General features: G+C 62.8%; 14 protein-coding genes. 9 read left to right on the forward strand and 5 right to left on the reverse strand.

Going from position 1 to position 18,159, the window contains the following annotated elements:
* Window positions 1-43: 43 nt before the first annotated feature.
* Both AAF563_08465 and AAF563_08470 read right to left on the reverse strand, forming a co-directional pair.
* A complete protein-coding gene (locus tag AAF563_08465) occupies window positions 44-532 on the reverse strand; it encodes an isoprenylcysteine carboxylmethyltransferase family protein (GenBank protein MEM7121292.1) in 489 nt (162 codons plus the stop codon).
* On the reverse strand, window positions 532-1,590 hold the full coding sequence (locus AAF563_08470) for a 3-oxoacyl-[acyl-carrier-protein] synthase III C-terminal domain-containing protein (GenBank protein MEM7121293.1): 1,059 nt from the start codon (window positions 1,588-1,590) through the stop codon (window positions 532-534). The genes AAF563_08465 and AAF563_08470 overlap by 1 nt, the downstream gene beginning before the upstream one ends.
* Window positions 1,591-1,740: 150 nt before the next feature.
* Between AAF563_08470 and AAF563_08475 the strand changes: the two genes are divergently transcribed.
* Both AAF563_08475 and AAF563_08480 read left to right on the forward strand, forming a co-directional pair.
* Window positions 1,741-2,457 carry a DUF502 domain-containing protein gene (locus AAF563_08475; protein MEM7121294.1) on the forward strand — a complete coding sequence of 239 codons (717 nt, stop codon included), beginning with the start codon at window positions 1,741-1,743 and terminating at the stop codon, window positions 2,455-2,457.
* Between the two features lie 164 nt (window positions 2,458-2,621).
* Window positions 2,622-4,220, forward strand: a complete 1,599-nt coding sequence (locus AAF563_08480) for an ABC transporter substrate-binding protein (GenBank protein MEM7121295.1) — start codon at window positions 2,622-2,624, stop codon at window positions 4,218-4,220.
* On the opposite strand, the gene recG is transcribed toward AAF563_08480, so the two are convergent.
* Window positions 4,217-6,298: an ATP-dependent DNA helicase RecG gene (gene recG, locus AAF563_08485; protein MEM7121296.1), complete on the reverse strand. Its 2,082-nt coding sequence runs from the start codon at window positions 6,296-6,298 to the stop codon at window positions 4,217-4,219. The two genes, AAF563_08480 and recG, sit on opposite strands and share 4 nt — an antisense overlap.
* Window positions 6,299-6,520: 222 nt before the next feature.
* On the opposite strand from recG, the gene AAF563_08490 reads away from it, so the two are divergent.
* Complete coding sequence (locus AAF563_08490; GenBank protein ID MEM7121297.1) at window positions 6,521-6,796, forward strand: succinate dehydrogenase assembly factor 2; 276 nt, start codon at window positions 6,521-6,523, stop codon at window positions 6,794-6,796.
* Between the two features lies 1 nt (window position 6,797).
* Window positions 6,798-10,325 carry a transcription-repair coupling factor gene (gene mfd, locus AAF563_08495; GenBank protein MEM7121298.1) on the forward strand — a complete coding sequence of 1,176 codons (3,528 nt, stop codon included), beginning with the start codon at window positions 6,798-6,800 and terminating at the stop codon, window positions 10,323-10,325.
* Between the two features lie 16 nt (window positions 10,326-10,341).
* Here mfd and AAF563_08500 read toward each other — a convergent pair whose 3' ends face one another.
* On the reverse strand, window positions 10,342-10,980 hold the full coding sequence (locus tag AAF563_08500; GenBank protein MEM7121299.1) for a DsbA family oxidoreductase: 639 nt from the start codon (window positions 10,978-10,980) through the stop codon (window positions 10,342-10,344).
* 105 nt (window positions 10,981-11,085) lie between these two features.
* Here AAF563_08500 and AAF563_08505 point away from each other — a divergent pair, with 105 nt between their 5' ends.
* Window positions 11,086-11,757: a Fe2+-dependent dioxygenase gene (locus tag AAF563_08505; GenBank protein ID MEM7121300.1), complete on the forward strand. Its 672-nt coding sequence runs from the start codon at window positions 11,086-11,088 to the stop codon at window positions 11,755-11,757.
* A gap of 9 nt (window positions 11,758-11,766) precedes the next feature.
* Here the strand turns inward: AAF563_08505 and AAF563_08510 are convergent, their stop codons facing one another.
* The gene (locus AAF563_08510) at window positions 11,767-12,528 is read right to left on the reverse strand and encodes an SDR family oxidoreductase (GenBank protein ID MEM7121301.1); all 762 of its coding nucleotides are present in this window, start codon (window positions 12,526-12,528) and stop codon (window positions 11,767-11,769) included.
* Between the two features lie 168 nt (window positions 12,529-12,696).
* Here AAF563_08510 and cysD point away from each other — a divergent pair, with 168 nt between their 5' ends.
* The 4 genes from cysD (at window position 12,697) to creD (ending at window position 17,993) form a co-directional block, all read left to right on the forward strand.
* Window positions 12,697-13,632 (forward strand): sulfate adenylyltransferase subunit CysD, encoded by a 936-nt coding sequence (gene cysD / locus AAF563_08515; protein MEM7121302.1) that lies wholly within the window; start codon window positions 12,697-12,699, stop codon window positions 13,630-13,632.
* Window positions 13,632-15,536, forward strand: coding sequence for a sulfate adenylyltransferase subunit CysN (gene cysN / locus AAF563_08520; GenBank protein ID MEM7121303.1), 1,905 nt, complete (start codon window positions 13,632-13,634; stop codon window positions 15,534-15,536). The genes cysD and cysN overlap by 1 nt, the downstream gene beginning before the upstream one ends.
* Before the next feature lie 45 nt (window positions 15,537-15,581).
* Window positions 15,582-16,463: a hypothetical protein gene (locus AAF563_08525; GenBank protein MEM7121304.1), complete on the forward strand. Its 882-nt coding sequence runs from the start codon at window positions 15,582-15,584 to the stop codon at window positions 16,461-16,463.
* 108 nt (window positions 16,464-16,571) lie between these two features.
* Window positions 16,572-17,993, forward strand: a complete 1,422-nt coding sequence (gene creD, locus AAF563_08530; protein MEM7121305.1) for a cell envelope integrity protein CreD — start codon at window positions 16,572-16,574, stop codon at window positions 17,991-17,993.
* Window positions 17,994-18,159: the final 166 nt, after the last annotated feature.

An 18,159-nucleotide genomic window follows, 5' to 3' on the forward strand; every position in this document is an offset into this window, starting at 1 on the left:
CCTTTGGTGTGTACGGCCAACCTAGCCCCTGCGGTCGGTCCGCTCAACGACGACCAAGCGCTTCATCTTCGACACGAATGCGCCACCACAACATCGCTGCGTTCAAGACCGTGAACACAAGGGCGATCTGCCAGGCGCCGAAGGCGAGCGGCAGCACCGCGATTTCAGCGGCGACAATCGCATAGTTCGGATGGCGCATGAAGCGGTAGGGACCACGAACCACGAGCGGCGCATCGGACAGCACAATGATGCGTGTCGACCAGCGCGGTCCCAGGCTTGCGAGGACCCAGACGCGCGCCGCCTGCAACAAAACAAAAGCGCCAAGCAGCCAGAAGTTCGGCGCGGTCGCCGGGTCGACAAAGACGAGCAGCGCGATCAGCCACAGAACATGGAGTGCAACAATCAGCGGGTAGTGGCTGCGACCGGCTTCATGGGCGCCGGCGGCCAGAAGCTGTTTTGTGTTGCGCGCCGATACGACGAGCTCGGCCAGCCGCTGCAGGACCACAAACGCAACGATAGCGTAGAGCCACATCAGGCCGCGTCGAGGGTTAGGAAACCGGCCGAAAAACCCGGCCCCAGCGACGACAGGAGACAACGGCCAGGTTTTCCCTGGTCCAGCGCGCGCGCCAGGACAAACAGAACCGTCGCCGCCGACATGTTGCCGTAGTCGCGCAAGGTCTCACGTGACAGCGCGAGGGCGTCGGGGCCGAGGTCGAGCGCGTCTTCCAACGCCGCGACAACCTTCGCGCCGCCTGGGTGACACAGGAACGCATCGATGTCGTCGAGGCCGATGGCCTGGTTGCTCAGATAGTCCTCGGTCACCCGGCGAAACTCCTGGCGCACCATCGCGGGGATATCGCGTGAGAACAGCACGCCGAAACCGTCGTCGACAATGTTCCAGCCCATGATGTCGAGCGATTGCGGCCAGGTGTGCTCGCCCCAATGGGTCATCGCCGCGCCATCGATATCCGTCGCAATAACGGCGGCGGCGGCGCCATCGCCGAAGAGGGCCGTGGCGATGAAGTTACTCTTGGAGCGGTCGAGGTGACGGAAGGTCAGGCCACACAGCTCGACACAAAGATAAAGGACGCGAGCTCCGGGGTGGGCGCGGGCCATCGCCGCGGCGCGCGACAGCCCGATCACCCCGCCGGCGCATCCCAAACCGAAGATCGGCAGCCGCATGACGTCGCGGCGGAACGGCATCGTTTCCATGAGCAGAGCGTCAAGGCTTGGCGTCGCGATGCCGGATGTCGAGACCACCACGATGATGTCGATATCGCCGGGCGTCAGTCCAGCCTGGTCCAAGCTCTGGGCAGCGGCCTCCTCAAGCAACGCGACGGCGTTCTCGATGTAGAGCGCATTGCGTTCGCCGAAGCTGTGCTCGTTTAAATACCATTCCAGCGGCACACAGGAGTATCGCCGCTCTATACCGGCATTCGGGTAGACGGCGAGCATCCGGTCGAGATCGCGGAAATCCGCGTGGAAAAGGCGCTCCCCCACCGTTCTCACGTCGTCTTGACTTAACACATGCCGGGGTACGGCGGTCGCCAGTGCGGCCAGCGTTGGATGAGACGGGTGATCGGTCGGCATCAGGTATCCTGGATAAGAACGGTCTATCACAGTTTACTCGCGGAAACCGGTGATCGGATGACTCAAACCGCGATCACATCGTGGTGCGCGCTTGCTTGCGTCGGGCCGGCTTGGTCCCCATAGTGCGCCCGAATCGCCCCGTGGAGACCCATGAGCGACATAAAAGGTACACACGACGACCCGCATCCGCCCAAGCGGAGCTTTTGGCTTAGATGCCGTAACTACTTCATCACCGGCATTATCGTCGTCGCGCCGATCACATTGACGATCTATCTGGTCTCGCTGGTCATCAACCTGATCGACGAGAAGATCGTTCCGCTGATCCCACTTCGCTACAACCCCGAGACCTATCTGCCGTTCGCCGTCCCGGGCATCGGCGTCGTCATCATGGTAATCGTGCTGACCCTCATCGGTTGGCTGACCACCGGGCTGGTCGGCCGCACGGTCGTTCGGGTCGGCGAGAACCTGCTCGATCGTATGCCGATCGTGCGCAGCATCTATTCGGCGCTGAAGCAGATCTTCGAGACCGTCTTCACCCAGAATTCGCGGGCGTTTCGAGACGTCGTGCTTATCCCGTACCCGCGGCAAGGCTGCTGGGCGATCGGGTTCGCTACCGGCACGACGAAGGGCGAGGTGCAGGACGCTATCCAGGACGAGGTCGTCAACGTTTTCCTGCCGACCACGCCGAACCCGACATCCGGCTATCTCCTGTTTCTGCCAAAGACGGACGTCATCTTCCTCAGCATGACCGTCGAGCAGGGTATCAAGCTCGTCATCTCCGGTGGCGTCGTGACACCTGAGATGGCCAAGGGCGCGGTCAAAGAACCGGTGCCGGTCAAGGGCGGCAACAGCCAAGCCGCAGACTGACACAGGCGACGCCGGACCTGCGTTTCCTGCTTTGGAAACGCGCGCGAAGATGTAAACTTTCCAAACACGGGTGCCGAGGCGCTGGCGAAGGTCGCGGCAAGGCGTGCGCATCGACCAGCGTCCTTGGATGATTGAATACATCATCAAGCAGGGAAGGGCAGGTCATGGACAACACGAAACTCACGTGGATGGTTGGCGAGGTGAAGGCCGGTCGCATGGACCGGCGTACGTTTGTCGGCCACGCCGGCGCCTTAGGCGTCACGGCCGCAGCCGCCACGACCTTGTTGTCGCACCACGGTGTCGCGGCAGAACCGAAAGCGGGTGGCACCGTATCGGTCGCGACCGAATACGCGGGCTCGGAGGAGACCTTCGACCCGACCAAGATGACGAACTCCACCGACATCCAACGTTCCTATCAGGTCTATGACCGAATCACGAACCTCGACCGTGACATGCAACTCGTACCAAACCTCGCCACAGAATGGGAGACCAACGCGGACGCCACGGAATGGACGTTCAAGCTGCGCAAAGGCGTCGAGTTTCACGACGGCAAGCCGTTCACCTCGGCCGACGTGATCTATTCGATTACCGAACACATCAAGGAAGGTTCGGAGTCACCGGCCAAGCCTTTGTTGGCGCCGATCGTCGATATGAAGGCGGATGGCGACCATGTGGTGAAGATCACGCTCAACTCGGGCGACGCTGATTTCCCGGTCATGCTGGGCTACGACTACCACACGTCGATCGTTGCCGAGGGATGGGTCGACGGCGACCCGGTCAACGGGACGGGCACCTATCGCCTGGTCGAGTTCTCGCCGGGACAGGAATCGGTCACCGAGAAGTTCACCAACTACTGGAACGCCGATGCCGGTCACGTCGATAGCTTCATCACCATGGGCATTCCCGATAACGTCGCGCGCTCGAACGCGCTCAGGACCGGCGATGTCGACATTATCCGCAACATCGAGCCTAAGGTCGCCAATCTGATGGAGCAGGACCCGGGCGTCGAAATCATCTCCTCGGCGTCTGGAGCGTGGTTCGCTTGGATCATGATGACGGACCGGGCGCCGACCGACGATGTCAACGTGCGCCTCGCGCTCAAGCATGCGGTCGATCGCCAGTACCTCGTCGACAACGTCCTCCTCGGTCACGGCCAGGTGGCAAACGATTTTCCGGTCAACCCCGGCCTGCCGACCTATTGTCGCGATATCCCGCAGCACGACTTCGACCCCGATAAGGCGAAGTTCTATTGGGATAAGTCGGGCCTGTCCTCGATCGAACTCAATGTCTCGAACGCGGCCAACTCGAACGCAATCGATTGCAGTCTGGTCTTGCAGGAGCAGGCCAAACAGGCGGGCGTCACGATCGACATCAACCGCGTGCCAGACGACGGTTACTGGAGCCATACCTGGATGCAGGTACCGCTCTGCGTGACCGGATGGAATTCGCGCCCGACCGCCGACTTGATCTTAACGATCGCACATCAGTGCGGGGGTTCGTGGAACGAGACCGGGTGGTGCAACGAACGGTTTGACGAACTGCTCGCCATGGGCCGCGTCGAAACCGATCCGGAGAGGCGCCTGGAGATCTATTGTGAGGCCTGCACGCTGCTGCATGACGACGGTGGTTCGTTCATTCCGTTTTTCACCAACGACATCAACGGTATCACCAAACGCATTCAGAACTTCCACGGCAGCCCGGCCAACCAGATGGGCGCCGGCTGGCCCTATCAGGAGACCTGGATCGACGACAGCCAAGCCTAACCGGATCGAAGCAAGCGCACGGCGGAGTCACGCTCGAACAGATAGAGCAGGACCCGCAGTGCCTTGCCGCGGTCGCTGGCAAGCTCCGGGTCGCGGTCCAGGATAAGACGCGCATCGTCGCGGGCCGCGGCCAGCAGCTCTGCCTGTTCGATCACGTCGGCCAGACGGAACTCGGGAAAACCGCTTTGCCGTGTCCCCAGCAGTTCGCCGGCGCCGCGCAGGCGCAGGTCCTCCTCGGCGATGACAAAGCCGTCTTCAGTCTCGCGCAGAATGTTGATGCGCGCCTTTGCCGTTACCCCGAGCGGCGCGGCATAAAGCAGCAGGCAGGCCGACGCTTTGGTGCCGCGACCGACACGGCCCCGCAATTGATGTAGTTGGGCAAGGCCGAACCGTTCGGCGTGCTCAATCACCATGATGGTGGCGTTGGGCACGTCGACGCCGACCTCGATCACCGTGGTCGCGACCAGGACCTTGATCGCGCCGTCGACGAAACGCTCCATGACCGCGTCCTTCTCGGGACCTTTCATGCGGCCGTGCACGAGGCCGACCTTGTCGCCGAACAGCCGTTCCAGGGACGCATAGCGTTCTTCGGCGGCGGCCAGATCGCCGGTCTCGGACTCCTCGACCAGGGGGCAGATCCAGTAAACTTGGGCGCCGTCATCGATGACGCGGCGTACCCGTGTGATGACGTCATCAAGCCGCTCCAGCGGCATGGCGCGTGTCGCGATCGGCTGGCGGCCTGCCGGTTTCTCCGTCAGCCGCGACACATCGAGATCGCCGAACGCGGTCATTTGCAGGGTGCGCGGGATCGGCGTCGCGGTCATGACCAGCACGTGCACGCCGCGCCCCTTGCCGGTCAGCATAAGGCGCTGATGCACGCCGAACCGGTGCTGCTCGTCGATTACCGCGAGGCCGAGGTCACGGTACTCGACATCGTCCTGGAACAGGGCGTGCGTGCCGATGGCGATCGATGCCGAGCCGTCGGCCAACGCCAAGAGTTTCTCGCTGCGTTTCTTGCCCTTGTCGCGACCGGTCAAGAGCACGGTCTTCAGGCCTAGGGGCGCGATCAAGGTGCCGATCGTCGCGGCGTGCTGGCGCGCCAGGATTTCGGTCGGCGCCAGCAGGACCGCCTGGCAACCGGCCTCGATCGCGATCAGCATGGCCATCAAGGCAACGACCGTCTTGCCGCTGCCGACATCGCCCTGCAGCAGACGAAGCATGCGTTCTTCGCTCGCCATGTCGGCGGCGATTTCGTTGAGCGACGTCTGTTGCGAGCCCGTCAGAGAAAACGGCAGCTTCGCCAGCGCCTTCTCACGCAGTTGGCCGTCGCCGTGAAGCGGCCGCCCGCGCGCCTTCTTTTGCGACGCCCGGACCAGCGCCAGCGCGAGCTGGTTGGCGAGAAGTTCATCGAAGGCGAGGCGGCGCCTACACAAGGCCTGCGGATTCAGATCATGGCGGTCACGCGGATGGTGGGCCGCCAGCAAGGCTTCTTGCCAAGGCGGCCAGGCCTGTTTGGCCGCATAGGCCGGGTCCTGCCACTCTGGAAGCTCGGGCGCCATGTCGAGTGCGGCGCGCATGGCTTTGGCCAGCGTTTTTGGCGTCAGGCCCTCGGTCAACGGATAGACCGGCTCGACCCGGGCCAGTTCGGCAAACTCCTCCTCGGTCCCAATGTGGTCGGGATGCACCATCTGAAGACGGTCGCCATAACGCTCCAGCTTGCCGCTCACGATCCTTAGCTCACCGGTCGGCAGTGTTCGCTTCAGGTAGTCTTCCTTGGCGTGAAAGAAGACCAGCATGAGGGAACCCGTATCGTCGGTGCAGATGATGCGGTAGGGCTGGCGGCGGTTGCGCCGCGGCTGGTGCTCGCCGACCGTCAGCCGCAAGGTGACGATCTGGCCGGGCTCCGCGTCGCGGATATCCGGAGCGTGACGCCGGTCGACCATGCCGGTGGGCAGCAGCCACAGCAAGTCGACGACCCGTTCGCCCGCAACCCGCTCGACCAGCTTGGCAAGCCGGGGCCCAATGCCGGGCAGGCCGGTGACCGGCATGAAGACGGGAAACAGGATCTCCGGGCGCATGCCGCCAGTCTAATGCGTTACGCAGAATCGGTACCAGCCCGCTCCCCCGCCACCGGGGCAAAACGCCGAGAGGCGTTTTCGCCGAGACCACCCCGAGGATACTGCCATGGGTGGTCGGGTGGGGGAGCGGGCCGGCGATGCAGCTAAGAAAGCAACAGGCAACGCCGGGTGACATCCGGCGAACGACGCGATAGATGGACAGCCATCAACAGGACCTTAGCAATGGCCGAAGCTGATCAGACCGACCTCGACCCGCGCCGCAAGCGGCTGCGCTACCGCGCATGGCATCGCGGCATCCTGGAGATGGATCTGCTTCTGGGCAGCTTTGCCGATGAGCACCTAAGAGACTTCGACGACGACCAGCTCCATCGCTTCGAACTATTGCTGAACCAACCGGATCCGGAGATCTACGCATGGTATTGCCGGCGCCGACCAGCCCCGGAACACCAGGCTAACGACGTTGTCGACCTCTTCTTAGAGTTTAAATTATCGACGTAACATGATCGAAAACATAGTAAATCGCCTGGACAAGACACGTTCCACCATCATCTGTGGCGCGCCGGAAGGGCTCGACGCCCTGCTGCTGGGCGATATCAGCCGCCAGGCAGCGGGCCGCGACATCGTGGTGGTCGCGCGCGATGCGGAGCGCGCCGCGAGCCTGGCGGATACGCTGGCGTTCTTTGTGCCTGAGGCGGAGGTCCTGGCGTTCCCCGCCTGGGACTGTCTGCCCTATGACCGCGTTTCACCCAATCCGACCGTCTCCGGCGAACGGGTCGCCGCCTTGGCGGCCCTGGCCGACGGTGAGGCGCGCGCGCAGATCGTGATCACGACAGCCGGCGGATTTCTGCAGCGTGTGCCGCCGCGTGAGGTGCTGCGCGGCGCCAAGCTGGCCATCACCATGGGCGAGGAGCTTGACCGCGACGCGCTCCAGGCGCTGCTTGCGCGCGGCGGCTACAGCCGAACCGGTACGGTCATGGAGCCCGGCGACTATGCGCTGCGCGGCGATATCGTCGATATCTTTCCGACTGGAGAGGCACAACCGGTCAGGATCGATCTGTTCGGTGACGAGGTGGAGGCGCTACGCCGCTTCGATCCGATGAACCAGCGCTCGACCGGACGCCTCAAGACAATATCGCTGCGCCCGGCGAGCGAGGTCTTGCTGGACGAGGCGACAATCGCCCGCTTCCGCCGCGGTTACCACGAGCTCTTCGGCATCGCCGCCGGAAACGATCCACTGTTCGAGGCGGTCATGGCCGGCAGTCGTTACGCCGGTATGGAGCACTGGCTGCCGCTCTACTATGAGCGCCTGGAAACGCTCGCCGACTATCTGGATAGTCCCATCGTCGTGCTGGACCACCGCATCATCGAGGCGCGCGATGCACGTCTGGAGGTGATCCGCGATCACTTCAGCCATCGGGTCGGCGAAGCGGACGCCAAACCAGCCGGCGACGAGGCACCGCCCTATAAACCCGTGCCGCCAGAGCGGCTCTACCTGAACGAACTGGCCTGGGACAACGCGCTGGCCGATGCCGAGGTCATCGCCATGTCGCCATTCAGCGAGGCGCCGTCCGGCGACGCGGTGATCATCGACGCCGCCGGGCGACGGGCTCACGACTTCAGCGCCGAGCGCCAGCGCACCGACGTCAACCTGTTCGACGAGGTCGCCAGCCACGTGCAGCACGAACAGGAAGGAGGCCGCCGCGTGATTGTCGCCGGCGCGACCGTCGCCAGCCGCAATCGTCTGACCAAGCTGCTGCTGGATCACGGTGTACCGGCGATCGAAGACATCGCAAACTGGCAGGGCGCCGAAGGCCTCGCCAGCAATACTGCCGTGGCGGCCGTTTTGAGCCTGGATCACGGTTTCGAAGCGCCGGGCCTTTTGGTGCTGACCGAACAGGACATCGTCGGCGACCGCATTGGCCGCCCGGCGCGCAAGCGCACCAGAAGCGACGCCGAACGGTTCCTGACAGAGGCGTCGCAGATCGGCGAGGGCGATTATGTCGTTCACGTCGATCACGGCATCGGCCGGTTCGACGGGCTGCAGACACTGACCCGCGGCGAGGCGCCGCACGATTGCCTGCGCATCGTCTATGACGGCGACGACAAACTCTTCGTACCCGTCGAGAACATCGACGTGCTGTCACGCTACGGTTCCCACGACACGATCGTACAGCTCGACCGCCTGGGCAGCGCGAGTTGGCAATCCAGGCGCGCCAAGCTCAAAGAGCGCATTCAGGCGATTGCCGGCGAATTGCTGAAGGTCGCAGCCGAACGAAAACTGCAGTCCGGCCCGCGCATGACCGCGCCACAGGGGCTCTATGACGAGTTCTGCGCACGCTTTCCCTTCCACGAAACCGAGGATCAGGAACGCGCGATCGGCGACGTCGCGGTCGACCTGGCCGCGGGACGGGCGATGGACCGCCTGGTCTGCGGCGATGTCGGCTTCGGCAAGACGGAGGTGGCGTTGAGGGCCGCGTTCCTGGCCGTCATGGCGGGTTATCAGGTCGCCGTCGTGGTGCCGACCACGCTTCTGGCGCGCCAGCACCACGCGACCTTTGTCGAGCGGTTTCGCGGCCTGCCGGTCAAGATCGCGCAGCTCTCGCGTTTTGTCGGCACCAAGGACGTCAAGGCCGCCAAGCAGGGCCTGTTCGATGGCACAATTGATATCGCGATCGGCACCCACGCGCTTCTCGCCAAGGACGTCACCATCAAAAATCTGGGCCTCTTGATCGTCGATGAGGAGCAGCACTTCGGCGTCAAACACAAGGAACGCCTGAAGCAGATGAAGGCGAACGTCCACGTGCTGACCCTGACCGCGACGCCGATCCCCCGAACCCTTCAGATGTCGCTGACCGGCGTTAAGGACCTGAGCCTGATCGCCACGGCCCCGGTCGATCGCCTGGCGGTCAGGACTTTCGTGACGCCCTTCGATTCGGTCACCGTGCGCGAGGCGATCCGGCGCGAACAGCTGCGCGGCGGGCAGACCTTCTTCGTCTGCCCGCGCATTTCCGATCTGGAAAAGGTCCGAAAGCGCCTCGAGGAGCTGGTGCCCGAGGCGCGCTTTGCCATCGCCCACGGACGCATGGCGAGCGGCGATCTCGAACACGTCATGGGCGCCTTCTACGACGCCGAGATCGATGTCTTGATTTCAACGACGATTATCGAATCCGGCCTCGATATCCCGAACGTCAACACCATGATCGTCTACCGCTCCGACATGTTCGGTCTCGCCCAGCTCTATCAGCTCAGGGGGCGCATCGGTCGGGCCAAGGCGCGCGCCTATGCCTACCTGACCTTGCCGCCCGGCAAGAAACTGAACCGCACGGCCGAACGCCGACTGGAGGTGATGCAGCGCCTGGACAGCCTGGGCGCCGGTTTCAGTCTGGCGAGCCACGACCTGGACATTCGTGGCGCCGGCAACCTTTTGGGCACTGAACAGTCCGGGCACATCAAGGAGGTCGGTATCGAGCTCTACCAGCAGATGCTGGAGGAGGCGGTGCACGCGGCCAAGGCGGCCCAGGAAGGCCGCGCCGAGACCACGGCGGATACCTGGTCGCCTGAAATCAACATCGGCACCGCCGTCCTGATCCCCGACGATTACGTGCGCGACCTCGACGTCCGGCTCGGTCTTTACCGGCGGATTGCCGCGCTGGAAAGCCAGGAAGAGATCGACGATCTGGCCGAGGAACTCACCGATCGCTTCGGCGAGTTGCCCAAGGAGGTCCAGAACCTCCTGGACATCGTCGCGATCAAGGGCCTGTGCCGCATGGCCGGCATCGCCAAGGTGGATTCCGGCCCGCGCGGCGCCAGCGTCGCCTTCCATGGCGAACAGTTCGCCAATCCTGCCGGCTTGGTCGATTTCATCGCCGAGCAGGCCGGCATGGTCAAACTGCGCCCCGACCACCGTCTCGTCGCGACCAGGGTGTGGGAAGATGTCGATCAGCGCCTGACCGGAACCCGCACGCTGATCGAGCGGCTGGCGGCTATTGCACGCGCAGGCGAACCGGCCGTGAACGCGGCACAATAGGTGAGATGAGGGGGGACTATTCGGCGGCGGTTAGTGTCGCCGTCTCGATCATGCGTTTGAAGACGTCCGGTGACTGCGCGCCGGAGACCGCATAGCGGCCATCCAGAATGAAGCAAGGCACGCCGCTGATGCCGATATGCTGCGCCAGGTTGTGATCGGCGAGAACCGCGTCGCGTTCCTCATCGCTTTCCAGGAAAGCGGCGACAGCATTGCCATCAAGACCGACCTGTTCCGCCGCATCCCGCAACACATCGGGGTCGCCGATATCCTCGCCCTTCAGGAAGTAACGCTCGAACAGATCGGTGACGATGTCGTTCTGAACACCCTTGTCGTCGGCGAAGCGGATCAGGCGATGGGCGTTGAGCGTGCTGGGTGTGCGGGCAATATCGCCGAAGGCAAATAGGATGCCTTCCTCGAAACCGGTTTGGGCGATCACGTCGTAAAGCTCCGCGGCGCGTTGGCCACTGCCGAACTTGCGCGCCAGATACGCGTTGCGTTCCATGCCGTCAGGCGGCATTTCCGGGTTCAGCATGAAGGCGCGCCAGCGCACATGGGGCCGCTCGCTCGCCGGCAGGTCGATGAAGGCACGCTCCATCCGGCGCTTTCCGATGAAACACCAGGGACAGATCGGATCGGAGAAGACGTCGATAATCATGACGCAGACGATAGTTCGTGGCCGCCGGGATTACACATGATGTGTTCGTGATGTTTGGATTAGGTTAGAACCGCTCATCCACCATGCCCTCGGGGACCCTGTTTGATGCTCAAGATCATACGCCAGATCATCTCACCGGAGGAAGTCGCGGCGGTCCGCGACGCGGCGAAGGCCGGTGAATTCGTTGACGGCATGAATTCCGCCGGTTTTCTGGTCGCCGATCGCAAGATGAACGAAGAACTGGCTGTTGGCGCGCAGGGCCGCGAACAACTGGTCCGCATGCTTCTGGCCAGGCTGTGGCAGAACAAGACCTTGCAGGTCCTGGCCAGACCGCGGCGCATCATGCCGCCGATCATGAGCCGCTATCGCCCGGGCATGCACTACGGCGATCACATGGACAACGCCATCATGGGCGGCGCCCAGCCGTTTCGTGTCGATTGCTCGATCACGATCTTCCTTGAGGACCCCGACAGTTACGAAGGCGGCGAACTGATTATCGATACCGCGCCAGGCACCCAGCGCATCAAGCTACCGCCGGGCGACGCCATTCTTTACCCGACCCACTTTATCCACCGCGTCGACGAGGTTACGCAGGGTGAGCGGCTTGCCGTCGTCACCTGGATCGAGAGTACCGTACGCGACCCCGCGCGCCGTCAGATCCTGTTTGAACTGGCGGCGGTCGCCGAAGACTTGCATCAGCGCGCCCCTGAGTCCGACGCCTTCATGACACTCGAGAAGGCGCGCTTCAACCTGCTCAGGATGTGGGCGGACACCTGAAGCGCGCGGTCACGGCTGGGACGCCCGGGCGGTCAGACCGCCGTCGCAGACCATCAACTGACCTGTGGTGAAGGCGCTTTCGTCACTCGCCAGCCATAAGGCAAGGCTGGCGATATCGTCGGGACGACCGATTCGCCCAATCGGCTGGTTCGCATCCAGCAACTTCGCCGCTTCCTCAGGATTGGGGACGCTGGCGAGGTAGGCGTCCATCATCTCGGTCTTGATCCAGCCCGGGCAGATGACATTACAGCGGACACCCTGGCCGCCGTGATCGACCGCGATGGCTCGCGACAACGCATGAACGGCACCCTTGGTGGCGCAATAGGCCGCGAGCCCCGGATCGGCGATGAAGCCGTCATAAGAGCCGATGTTGATGATCGATCCGGTCCCCGCCTTTGTCATCTGCGCCAGGGCAGCCCGGCAGAAATTGAAAACGCTCTTCACGTTGACGTCGAAGATTCGGTCCCACTCATCCTCGGTGGTGTCGGGTAGGGCCTTTTCGACCTGAATGGCGGCATTGTTCACCAGAATGTCGACCCTGCCAGTGCGCTCAAGTGCGGCGCCGACAACGGCGTTCGCATGGTCGGGCTTCGCGACATCACCGGGCAAGAAGTGCGCCGCCGCCCCGTCGATGAACGGCTGGTCAGGTGCGCTGCGCGCCGTCACCACGACGGTAGCGCCTTCGCTTAAAAAGCGATCGACAATGCCGCGCCCGATGCCCTTGGTGCCGCCGGTCACGACCGCCGTTTTGCCATCCAATCTGCCTGTCATCTCACATGCCCTTCCGCCCGTCTGCCATGCTGTTTTAATTGAATGATCGTTCAATTACCAGTCGAAACCCGTCAAACTATTGCATTTTGTGGCCGTTTACCTTAGCTCGACGTGAGCGCGGTGACTTCGATATGGACAAGTCTGGTCGGCGACTCCATCTGGGGATCTATGTCAAACACAACGGACGCGGACATGCGGGACGGCGCGGCGTTAAGCCATCTCGAAAATTTGGAAGCAGAGAGCATTTACATCATGCGCGAGGTTGCGGCGGTGTTTCGCAAACCCGTGATGCTCTATTCGATCGGCAAGGATTCGTCGGTCATGTTGCACCTGGCACTAAAGGCGTTCTACCCCGCCAAACCGCCATTTCCCTTCCTCCACGTCGATACGACCTGGAAGTTCCGCGAGATGATCGAGTTTCGCGACAACCTGGCAGCGGAACTTGGGCTCGACCTCATCGTTCACACCAATCAGGAAGGTGTTGAACAAGGTATCGGACCCTTTTCCCACGGTTCGGCGCTTCATACCGATGTCATGAAAACCCAGGCGCTGAAGCAGGCGCTGGACAAACATAGATTCGACGCAGCATTCGGCGGCGCCCGACGCGACGAGGAACAGTCCCGTGCCAAGGAACGCATCTTCTCCTTCCGCTCGGCCAACCATCGCTGGGACCCCAAGAACCAGCGCCCGGAGCTGTGGAACCTCTACAACGCCCGGGTTCGCAAGGGCGAGAGCATTCGCGTCTTTCCGCTCTCCAACTGGACCGAGCTCGATATCTGGCAGTACATCCGCCGCGAGGAGATCCCGATCGTGCCGCTGTACTTCGCGGCCAACCGGCCGGTGGTGGAGCGCGACGGCGGCCTTATCATGGTCGACGACGACCGCATGGAATTGTTGCCGGACGAAAAGCCGATGATGAAGTCGGTGCGTTTCCGCACGCTCGGCTGCTATCCGCTGACCGCCGCCGTGGAATCGACGGCCGACGATATCGAATCCATCATCGAGGAGATGATGATCGCGCGCACCTCCGAGCGTCAGGGCCGGGTCATTGACCATGACCAGGCCGGATCCATGGAACGCAAGAAGCAGGAAGGGTACTTCTGATGGCGAGCGATCAGGCAGTCGCGGCCCAGCCGTCCATCGAGCAGTTCCTGGCCGAACAGGAACACAAGAGCCTGTTGCGCTTCATCACCTGCGGCAGCGTCGATGATGGCAAGAGCACGTTGATCGGCAGGCTGCTGTTTGACTCCAAGCTGATCTATGAAGACCAGCTCGCCGCTCTCGAACGCGACAGCAAGGTGTCGGGCACGACCGGCGATGATGTCGACCTTGCACTGCTGGTCGATGGCCTGCAGGCCGAGCGCGAGCAGGGCATCACGATCGATGTCGCTTATCGGTTTTTCTCGACCGACCGGCGCAAGTTCATCGTGGCCGATACGCCAGGACACGAACAGTACACCCGCAACATGGCGACCGGCGCGTCGACCGCCTCGCTCGCGGTCATCCTGGTCGACGCCCGCAAAGGCGTTCTTACCCAGACGCGCCGCCATAGTTTTATCGTCTCGTTGATGGGGATTCGCCAGATCGTCCTGGCCGTCAACAAGATGGACCTGGTGGATTACGCCGAGAATGTGTTCAGTACCATCGTCAACGACTATCGCGTCTTCGCCGAAGGTTTGGGTGTCGACGACATCACGGCGATCCCGATGTCGGCGCTGAAGGGCGACAACGTGCTGACCACAGGCGACAGCATGCCCTGGTATGACGGGCCCACCTTGATGGCGCATCTGGAGACCGTGGACGTCACGACCGACGATGCTTCGCGGCCATTCCGCCTGCCGGTCCAGCTTGTGACACGACCCAATCTGGACTTCAGAGGCTACAGCGGCACGATCGCAGGCGGCAGCGTCAAGCCGGGCGATCCGGTCATCGCCCTGCCGTCCGGCCGCCAAAGCAAGGTCGAACGCATCGTGACCTACGATGGCGATCTCGACAGCGGCCAAGCGGGTCAGGCGGTGACCCTGACACTTGAAGACGAAATCGATATCAGCCGCGGCGACATCCTGTCGGCAAGCGACCAGCCTTGCGAGGTCTCCGATCAGTTCGGCGTGCATCTCTTGTGGATGAGCGATGAGCCGCTCTATCCCGGCCGCGAGTACATCATGCAAAGCGCCACCAAGACGGTGACCGCGACGATCACGGAACTGAAGTACAAGGTCAACGTCAACACGCTGGACCACCAGGCGGCGAAAGACCTGCACCTCAACGAGATCGGTTGGTGCAACTTGTCGCTGGATCAGGCTATTCCGTTCGATCCTTATGAGGACAACCGCCAGACCGGCGGCTTCATCCTGGTCGACCGATTGACCAACGGCACCGTCGGCGCCGGCGCCATCAGTTTCGCGCTGCGCCGTGGCGCCAACATCGCGTGGCAGGAACTGGATGTCGACAAGGCGGCCCATTCGCGGCTGAAGAGCCAGGCGCCGGGAATTCTGTGGTTCACCGGTCTGAGCGGCTCCGGCAAATCGACCATCGCCAATCTTGTCGAAAAGCGCCTGCACGCGCTTGGCCGGCACACTTATGTGCTGGACGGCGACAACGTGCGCCACGGCCTCAACCGCGATCTCGGCTTTACTGACGCCGACCGTGTCGAAAACATCCGCCGCGTTTCGGAGGTCGCGAAGCTGTTCGTCGACGCGGGCATCATCGTCCTGGTCTCGTTCATCTCACCGTTCCGCAGCGAACGACGCATGGCGCGTGAGACGGTCGCTGAAAACGAGTTCATGGAGATCTTCGTCGACACGCCGCTGGAGGTGTGCGAGGGCCGCGATCCCAAGGGCCTCTATGAGAAGGCACGGGCCGGCAAGATCGCCAACTTCACCGGCATCGACTCGCCCTACGAAGCACCAGAAGCCGCGGAGCTTGTCTTGAAGACAGAGACCATGACGGCCGAGGCGGGTGCTGATCAGGTCGTCGCCATGCTGCGCGAGAGAGGCATGATCACCTGATCGCCGTCTGATAGAGTCCCCGACGATCGATTTGTTGGGGGCGTCATGGCGGAAAAACAGGCGGTTCAGGCACCAAAGAACGTTCCCTTGTTTGCCGACCTGCCCATGCGCGTGGGCTATGACGAAACTCGCCGCTTTCTTTGGGGCGACGAGCAGTCGGGCGAGGTCAACGACATCATCTACGGGCGCGGCCAGTCGATCAGCTGTCTGATCTTTACGCTCGCACCCGGCCGCAACTTCCGCAGTTCCGAGCGGTGGAAAGCGATGTTCGACCAAAACCGCTTCTATTATGTCCTGGAAGGCGAACTGACGATCCAGGATCCGGAAACAGGCGATGTCGCCGTCGCACGGCCCGGCGAAGCGATCTTCTGGCGTGGCGCCAAGTGGCATTTCGGTTTCAACTTCGGTGCGACCGAGACCGTTGTGCTGGACTGGTACGCGCCTCAAGAACGCCCGCCGGACGTGCCCGAAATCGTGTTCGGTGAAACCAAGCCGGTGTTGGGCGAGGTTGCGAATGCGCGGCAAGATCTCTTGGGCAAGTGGCCGGCTGCCTTACCGGGCGAACGCGACCGCCGGCTGCGCGACGGCGCCGTCGTCACTCTGACGGAGAATGACGCGCTCCACGTCTTGCAGGGCCAGGCCTCCCAAGTGCGCGAGTCCCTTTATGTCAGCACTGACCAATTGACCGCGGGCAGCCTGACCTTACCGGCCTCATTTCGCGGCGACGTTGTTGTGCATGAGGGTGGCGACAAGGTCATTTTGTGTGAGAAGGGTCGCGTCAACGTCCACCTGCCGGTCAGCTTCGACTGGTATGAGTTGGGCGAGAAGGATTGCCTCTACCTGCCGCGCGGCACGCCGCATCAGTTCTGGAACTACACCGGCGAGGCGGCACGGGCCATGTTCTATGTCGTGCCCGACTACGCTTAAGCAACACCGCGCGCAGGACGCGCACCGCCTTGCTATAACCTTGATTGCGCCATCTTGCGTCCCGATTGCCCCCGGAGCCTTCCCTTATTCGATCTTGGGGGAGGGATCATGTCGGATGGTCACGCTGCGTCTGCGGAGCAGCCACAATCAAGCCAGGCCAAAGGTACGCGTAGCGACGGCCTGACGATCAAGGCGATTGCCGCCGCGGTTCTGACCGTATTGGCGCTCATACCGCTCTATCTGGTCGGTGATCTCATCGACGAGCGCTGGTCGCGCGAACGACAGGTCGTTCAGGAAATCGGCGCCGTCTGGGGAGAGCCGCAGCGCCTTGCCGGCCCTTACTTGGAAATCCCCTATACCCGCACCAAACAACACGGCAGCGGCGCCGGCAATCCGGTCCGCGATCGTCTCTTGATCCTGCCAGCCAGCCTCGATATGGCCATCAGCTTGGCGCCGGAGATAAGGCGGCGCGGCATTTTCGACGCCGTGGTTTACGCCGCCGATGTCCGGTTAGACGGCGCTTTCCCGCCAATCACCGATGACATGTTCCCCGCCGACATGATCGCCATCGACTGGGACAACGCTATGCTGCGGCTGGACACGACCGATGCCCGCACGATCCGTGGCGAGATCGAAACGGTTTGGCGCGCAGCGCCGCTCGATCTGACGCCGCTTTCCACATCCCCCGTGATGCCGGGCACCCAAACGCCTCTGGGCGCGCCGGCAGGTTGGGACAACGATGCATCCGCCGGCGATGAAGGTGTCTTCGCCATCACCTACACAGTCGCCGGCAGCCACGATCTGGGTATCCTGCCCACGGCCACGTCGACCCATGCGACAATCCGGTCGCCGTGGTCCGCGCCGAGTTTCCAGGGAAGTTTTCTGCCGGTCGCGAGCGAGATTGGATCAGACGGATTTGCCGCGACCTGGGACATCTCCGGCTACGCGCGCGGCTATCCTTCGTTCTGGTCGGCCTCGCAGCTCAACCACGTGATCGTCGACATAAACGAAACCGCATTCGGCGTGCGCCTGGTCGAGGAAGTCGGGATCTACCGGAAGACCGAGCGGGCCGTGAAGTACGGTCTGCTGTTCTTCGTCGCGACGTTCCTGACCTTTCTCATTCTCGAGGTCTCCTTCGGCGCCAAACTGCATGTCCTGCACTATGGCTTGGTCGGCGCGGCTCTGTGTGTCTTCTACGTCCTGCTGCTGTCACTTGCCGAGGTCATCGGCTTCTCGGCCGCCTTTGGCGTGAGCGCGCTGGCCGTGGTCCTGCAAACCGGTCTTTTCACCCTGTCGGTGGTCCGCAGGCTCGGTGCGACGCTGGTGTTCGTGGCAATCCTGGCCGGCGTCTACGCCTACCTCTACGTCTTGCTGGATCTCGAGGAGCTAGCGCTACTCGGCGGCTCGGTCGGCCTGTTCGTCCTGCTGTCGGTTGCCATGTATGCGCTGCGCGGGATCAACCTGTCACCGGGTCGGGCCACGCCCGGTCCAGCCTTGGCACGAGCGCCATCACCGGCCCCATCGGACTAGAGCATTTTCCGTTCAAATGGCATCACCAGCCCGCTCCCCCGCCCGGCCACCCATGGCAGCATCCTCGGGGTGGCCGGGCGGGGGAGCGGGCTGGGACCGATTCCGTCAAAACGGAAAATGCTCTAGATGGCGCGCCGCGTTGTTGCTCAACCGACCTGGACCTCCA

The sequence above is a fragment of the Pseudomonadota bacterium genome (assembly GCA_039028155.1).
Lineage (GTDB): Bacteria > Pseudomonadota > Alphaproteobacteria > SP197 > SP197 > JANQGO01.

Coding starts and splice junctions, on each gene's coding strand:
- AAF563_08510 (MEM7121301.1), bottom strand. CDS start 12,528: ATGACAGGCAGATTGGATGGCAAAACGGCGGTCGTGACCGGCGGCACC.
- mfd (MEM7121298.1), top strand. CDS start 6,798: ATGATCGAAAACATAGTAAATCGCCTGGACAAGACACGTTCCACCATC.
- AAF563_08475 (MEM7121294.1), top strand. CDS start 1,741: ATGAGCGACATAAAAGGTACACACGACGACCCGCATCCGCCCAAGCGG.
- AAF563_08465 (MEM7121292.1), bottom strand. CDS start 532: ATGTGGCTCTACGCTATCGTTGCGTTTGTGGTCCTGCAGCGGCTGGCC.
- creD (MEM7121305.1), top strand. CDS start 16,572: ATGTCGGATGGTCACGCTGCGTCTGCGGAGCAGCCACAATCAAGCCAG.
- AAF563_08500 (MEM7121299.1), bottom strand. CDS start 10,980: ATGATTATCGACGTCTTCTCCGATCCGATCTGTCCCTGGTGTTTCATC.
- AAF563_08470 (MEM7121293.1), bottom strand. CDS start 1,590: ATGCCGACCGATCACCCGTCTCATCCAACGCTGGCCGCACTGGCGACC.
- cysD (MEM7121302.1), top strand. CDS start 12,697: ATGTCAAACACAACGGACGCGGACATGCGGGACGGCGCGGCGTTAAGC.
- recG (MEM7121296.1), bottom strand. CDS start 6,298: ATGCGCCCGGAGATCCTGTTTCCCGTCTTCATGCCGGTCACCGGCCTG.
- AAF563_08505 (MEM7121300.1), top strand. CDS start 11,086: ATGCTCAAGATCATACGCCAGATCATCTCACCGGAGGAAGTCGCGGCG.
- AAF563_08480 (MEM7121295.1), top strand. CDS start 2,622: ATGGACAACACGAAACTCACGTGGATGGTTGGCGAGGTGAAGGCCGGT.
- AAF563_08490 (MEM7121297.1), top strand. CDS start 6,521: ATGGCCGAAGCTGATCAGACCGACCTCGACCCGCGCCGCAAGCGGCTG.
- AAF563_08525 (MEM7121304.1), top strand. CDS start 15,582: ATGGCGGAAAAACAGGCGGTTCAGGCACCAAAGAACGTTCCCTTGTTT.
- cysN (MEM7121303.1), top strand. CDS start 13,632: ATGGCGAGCGATCAGGCAGTCGCGGCCCAGCCGTCCATCGAGCAGTTC.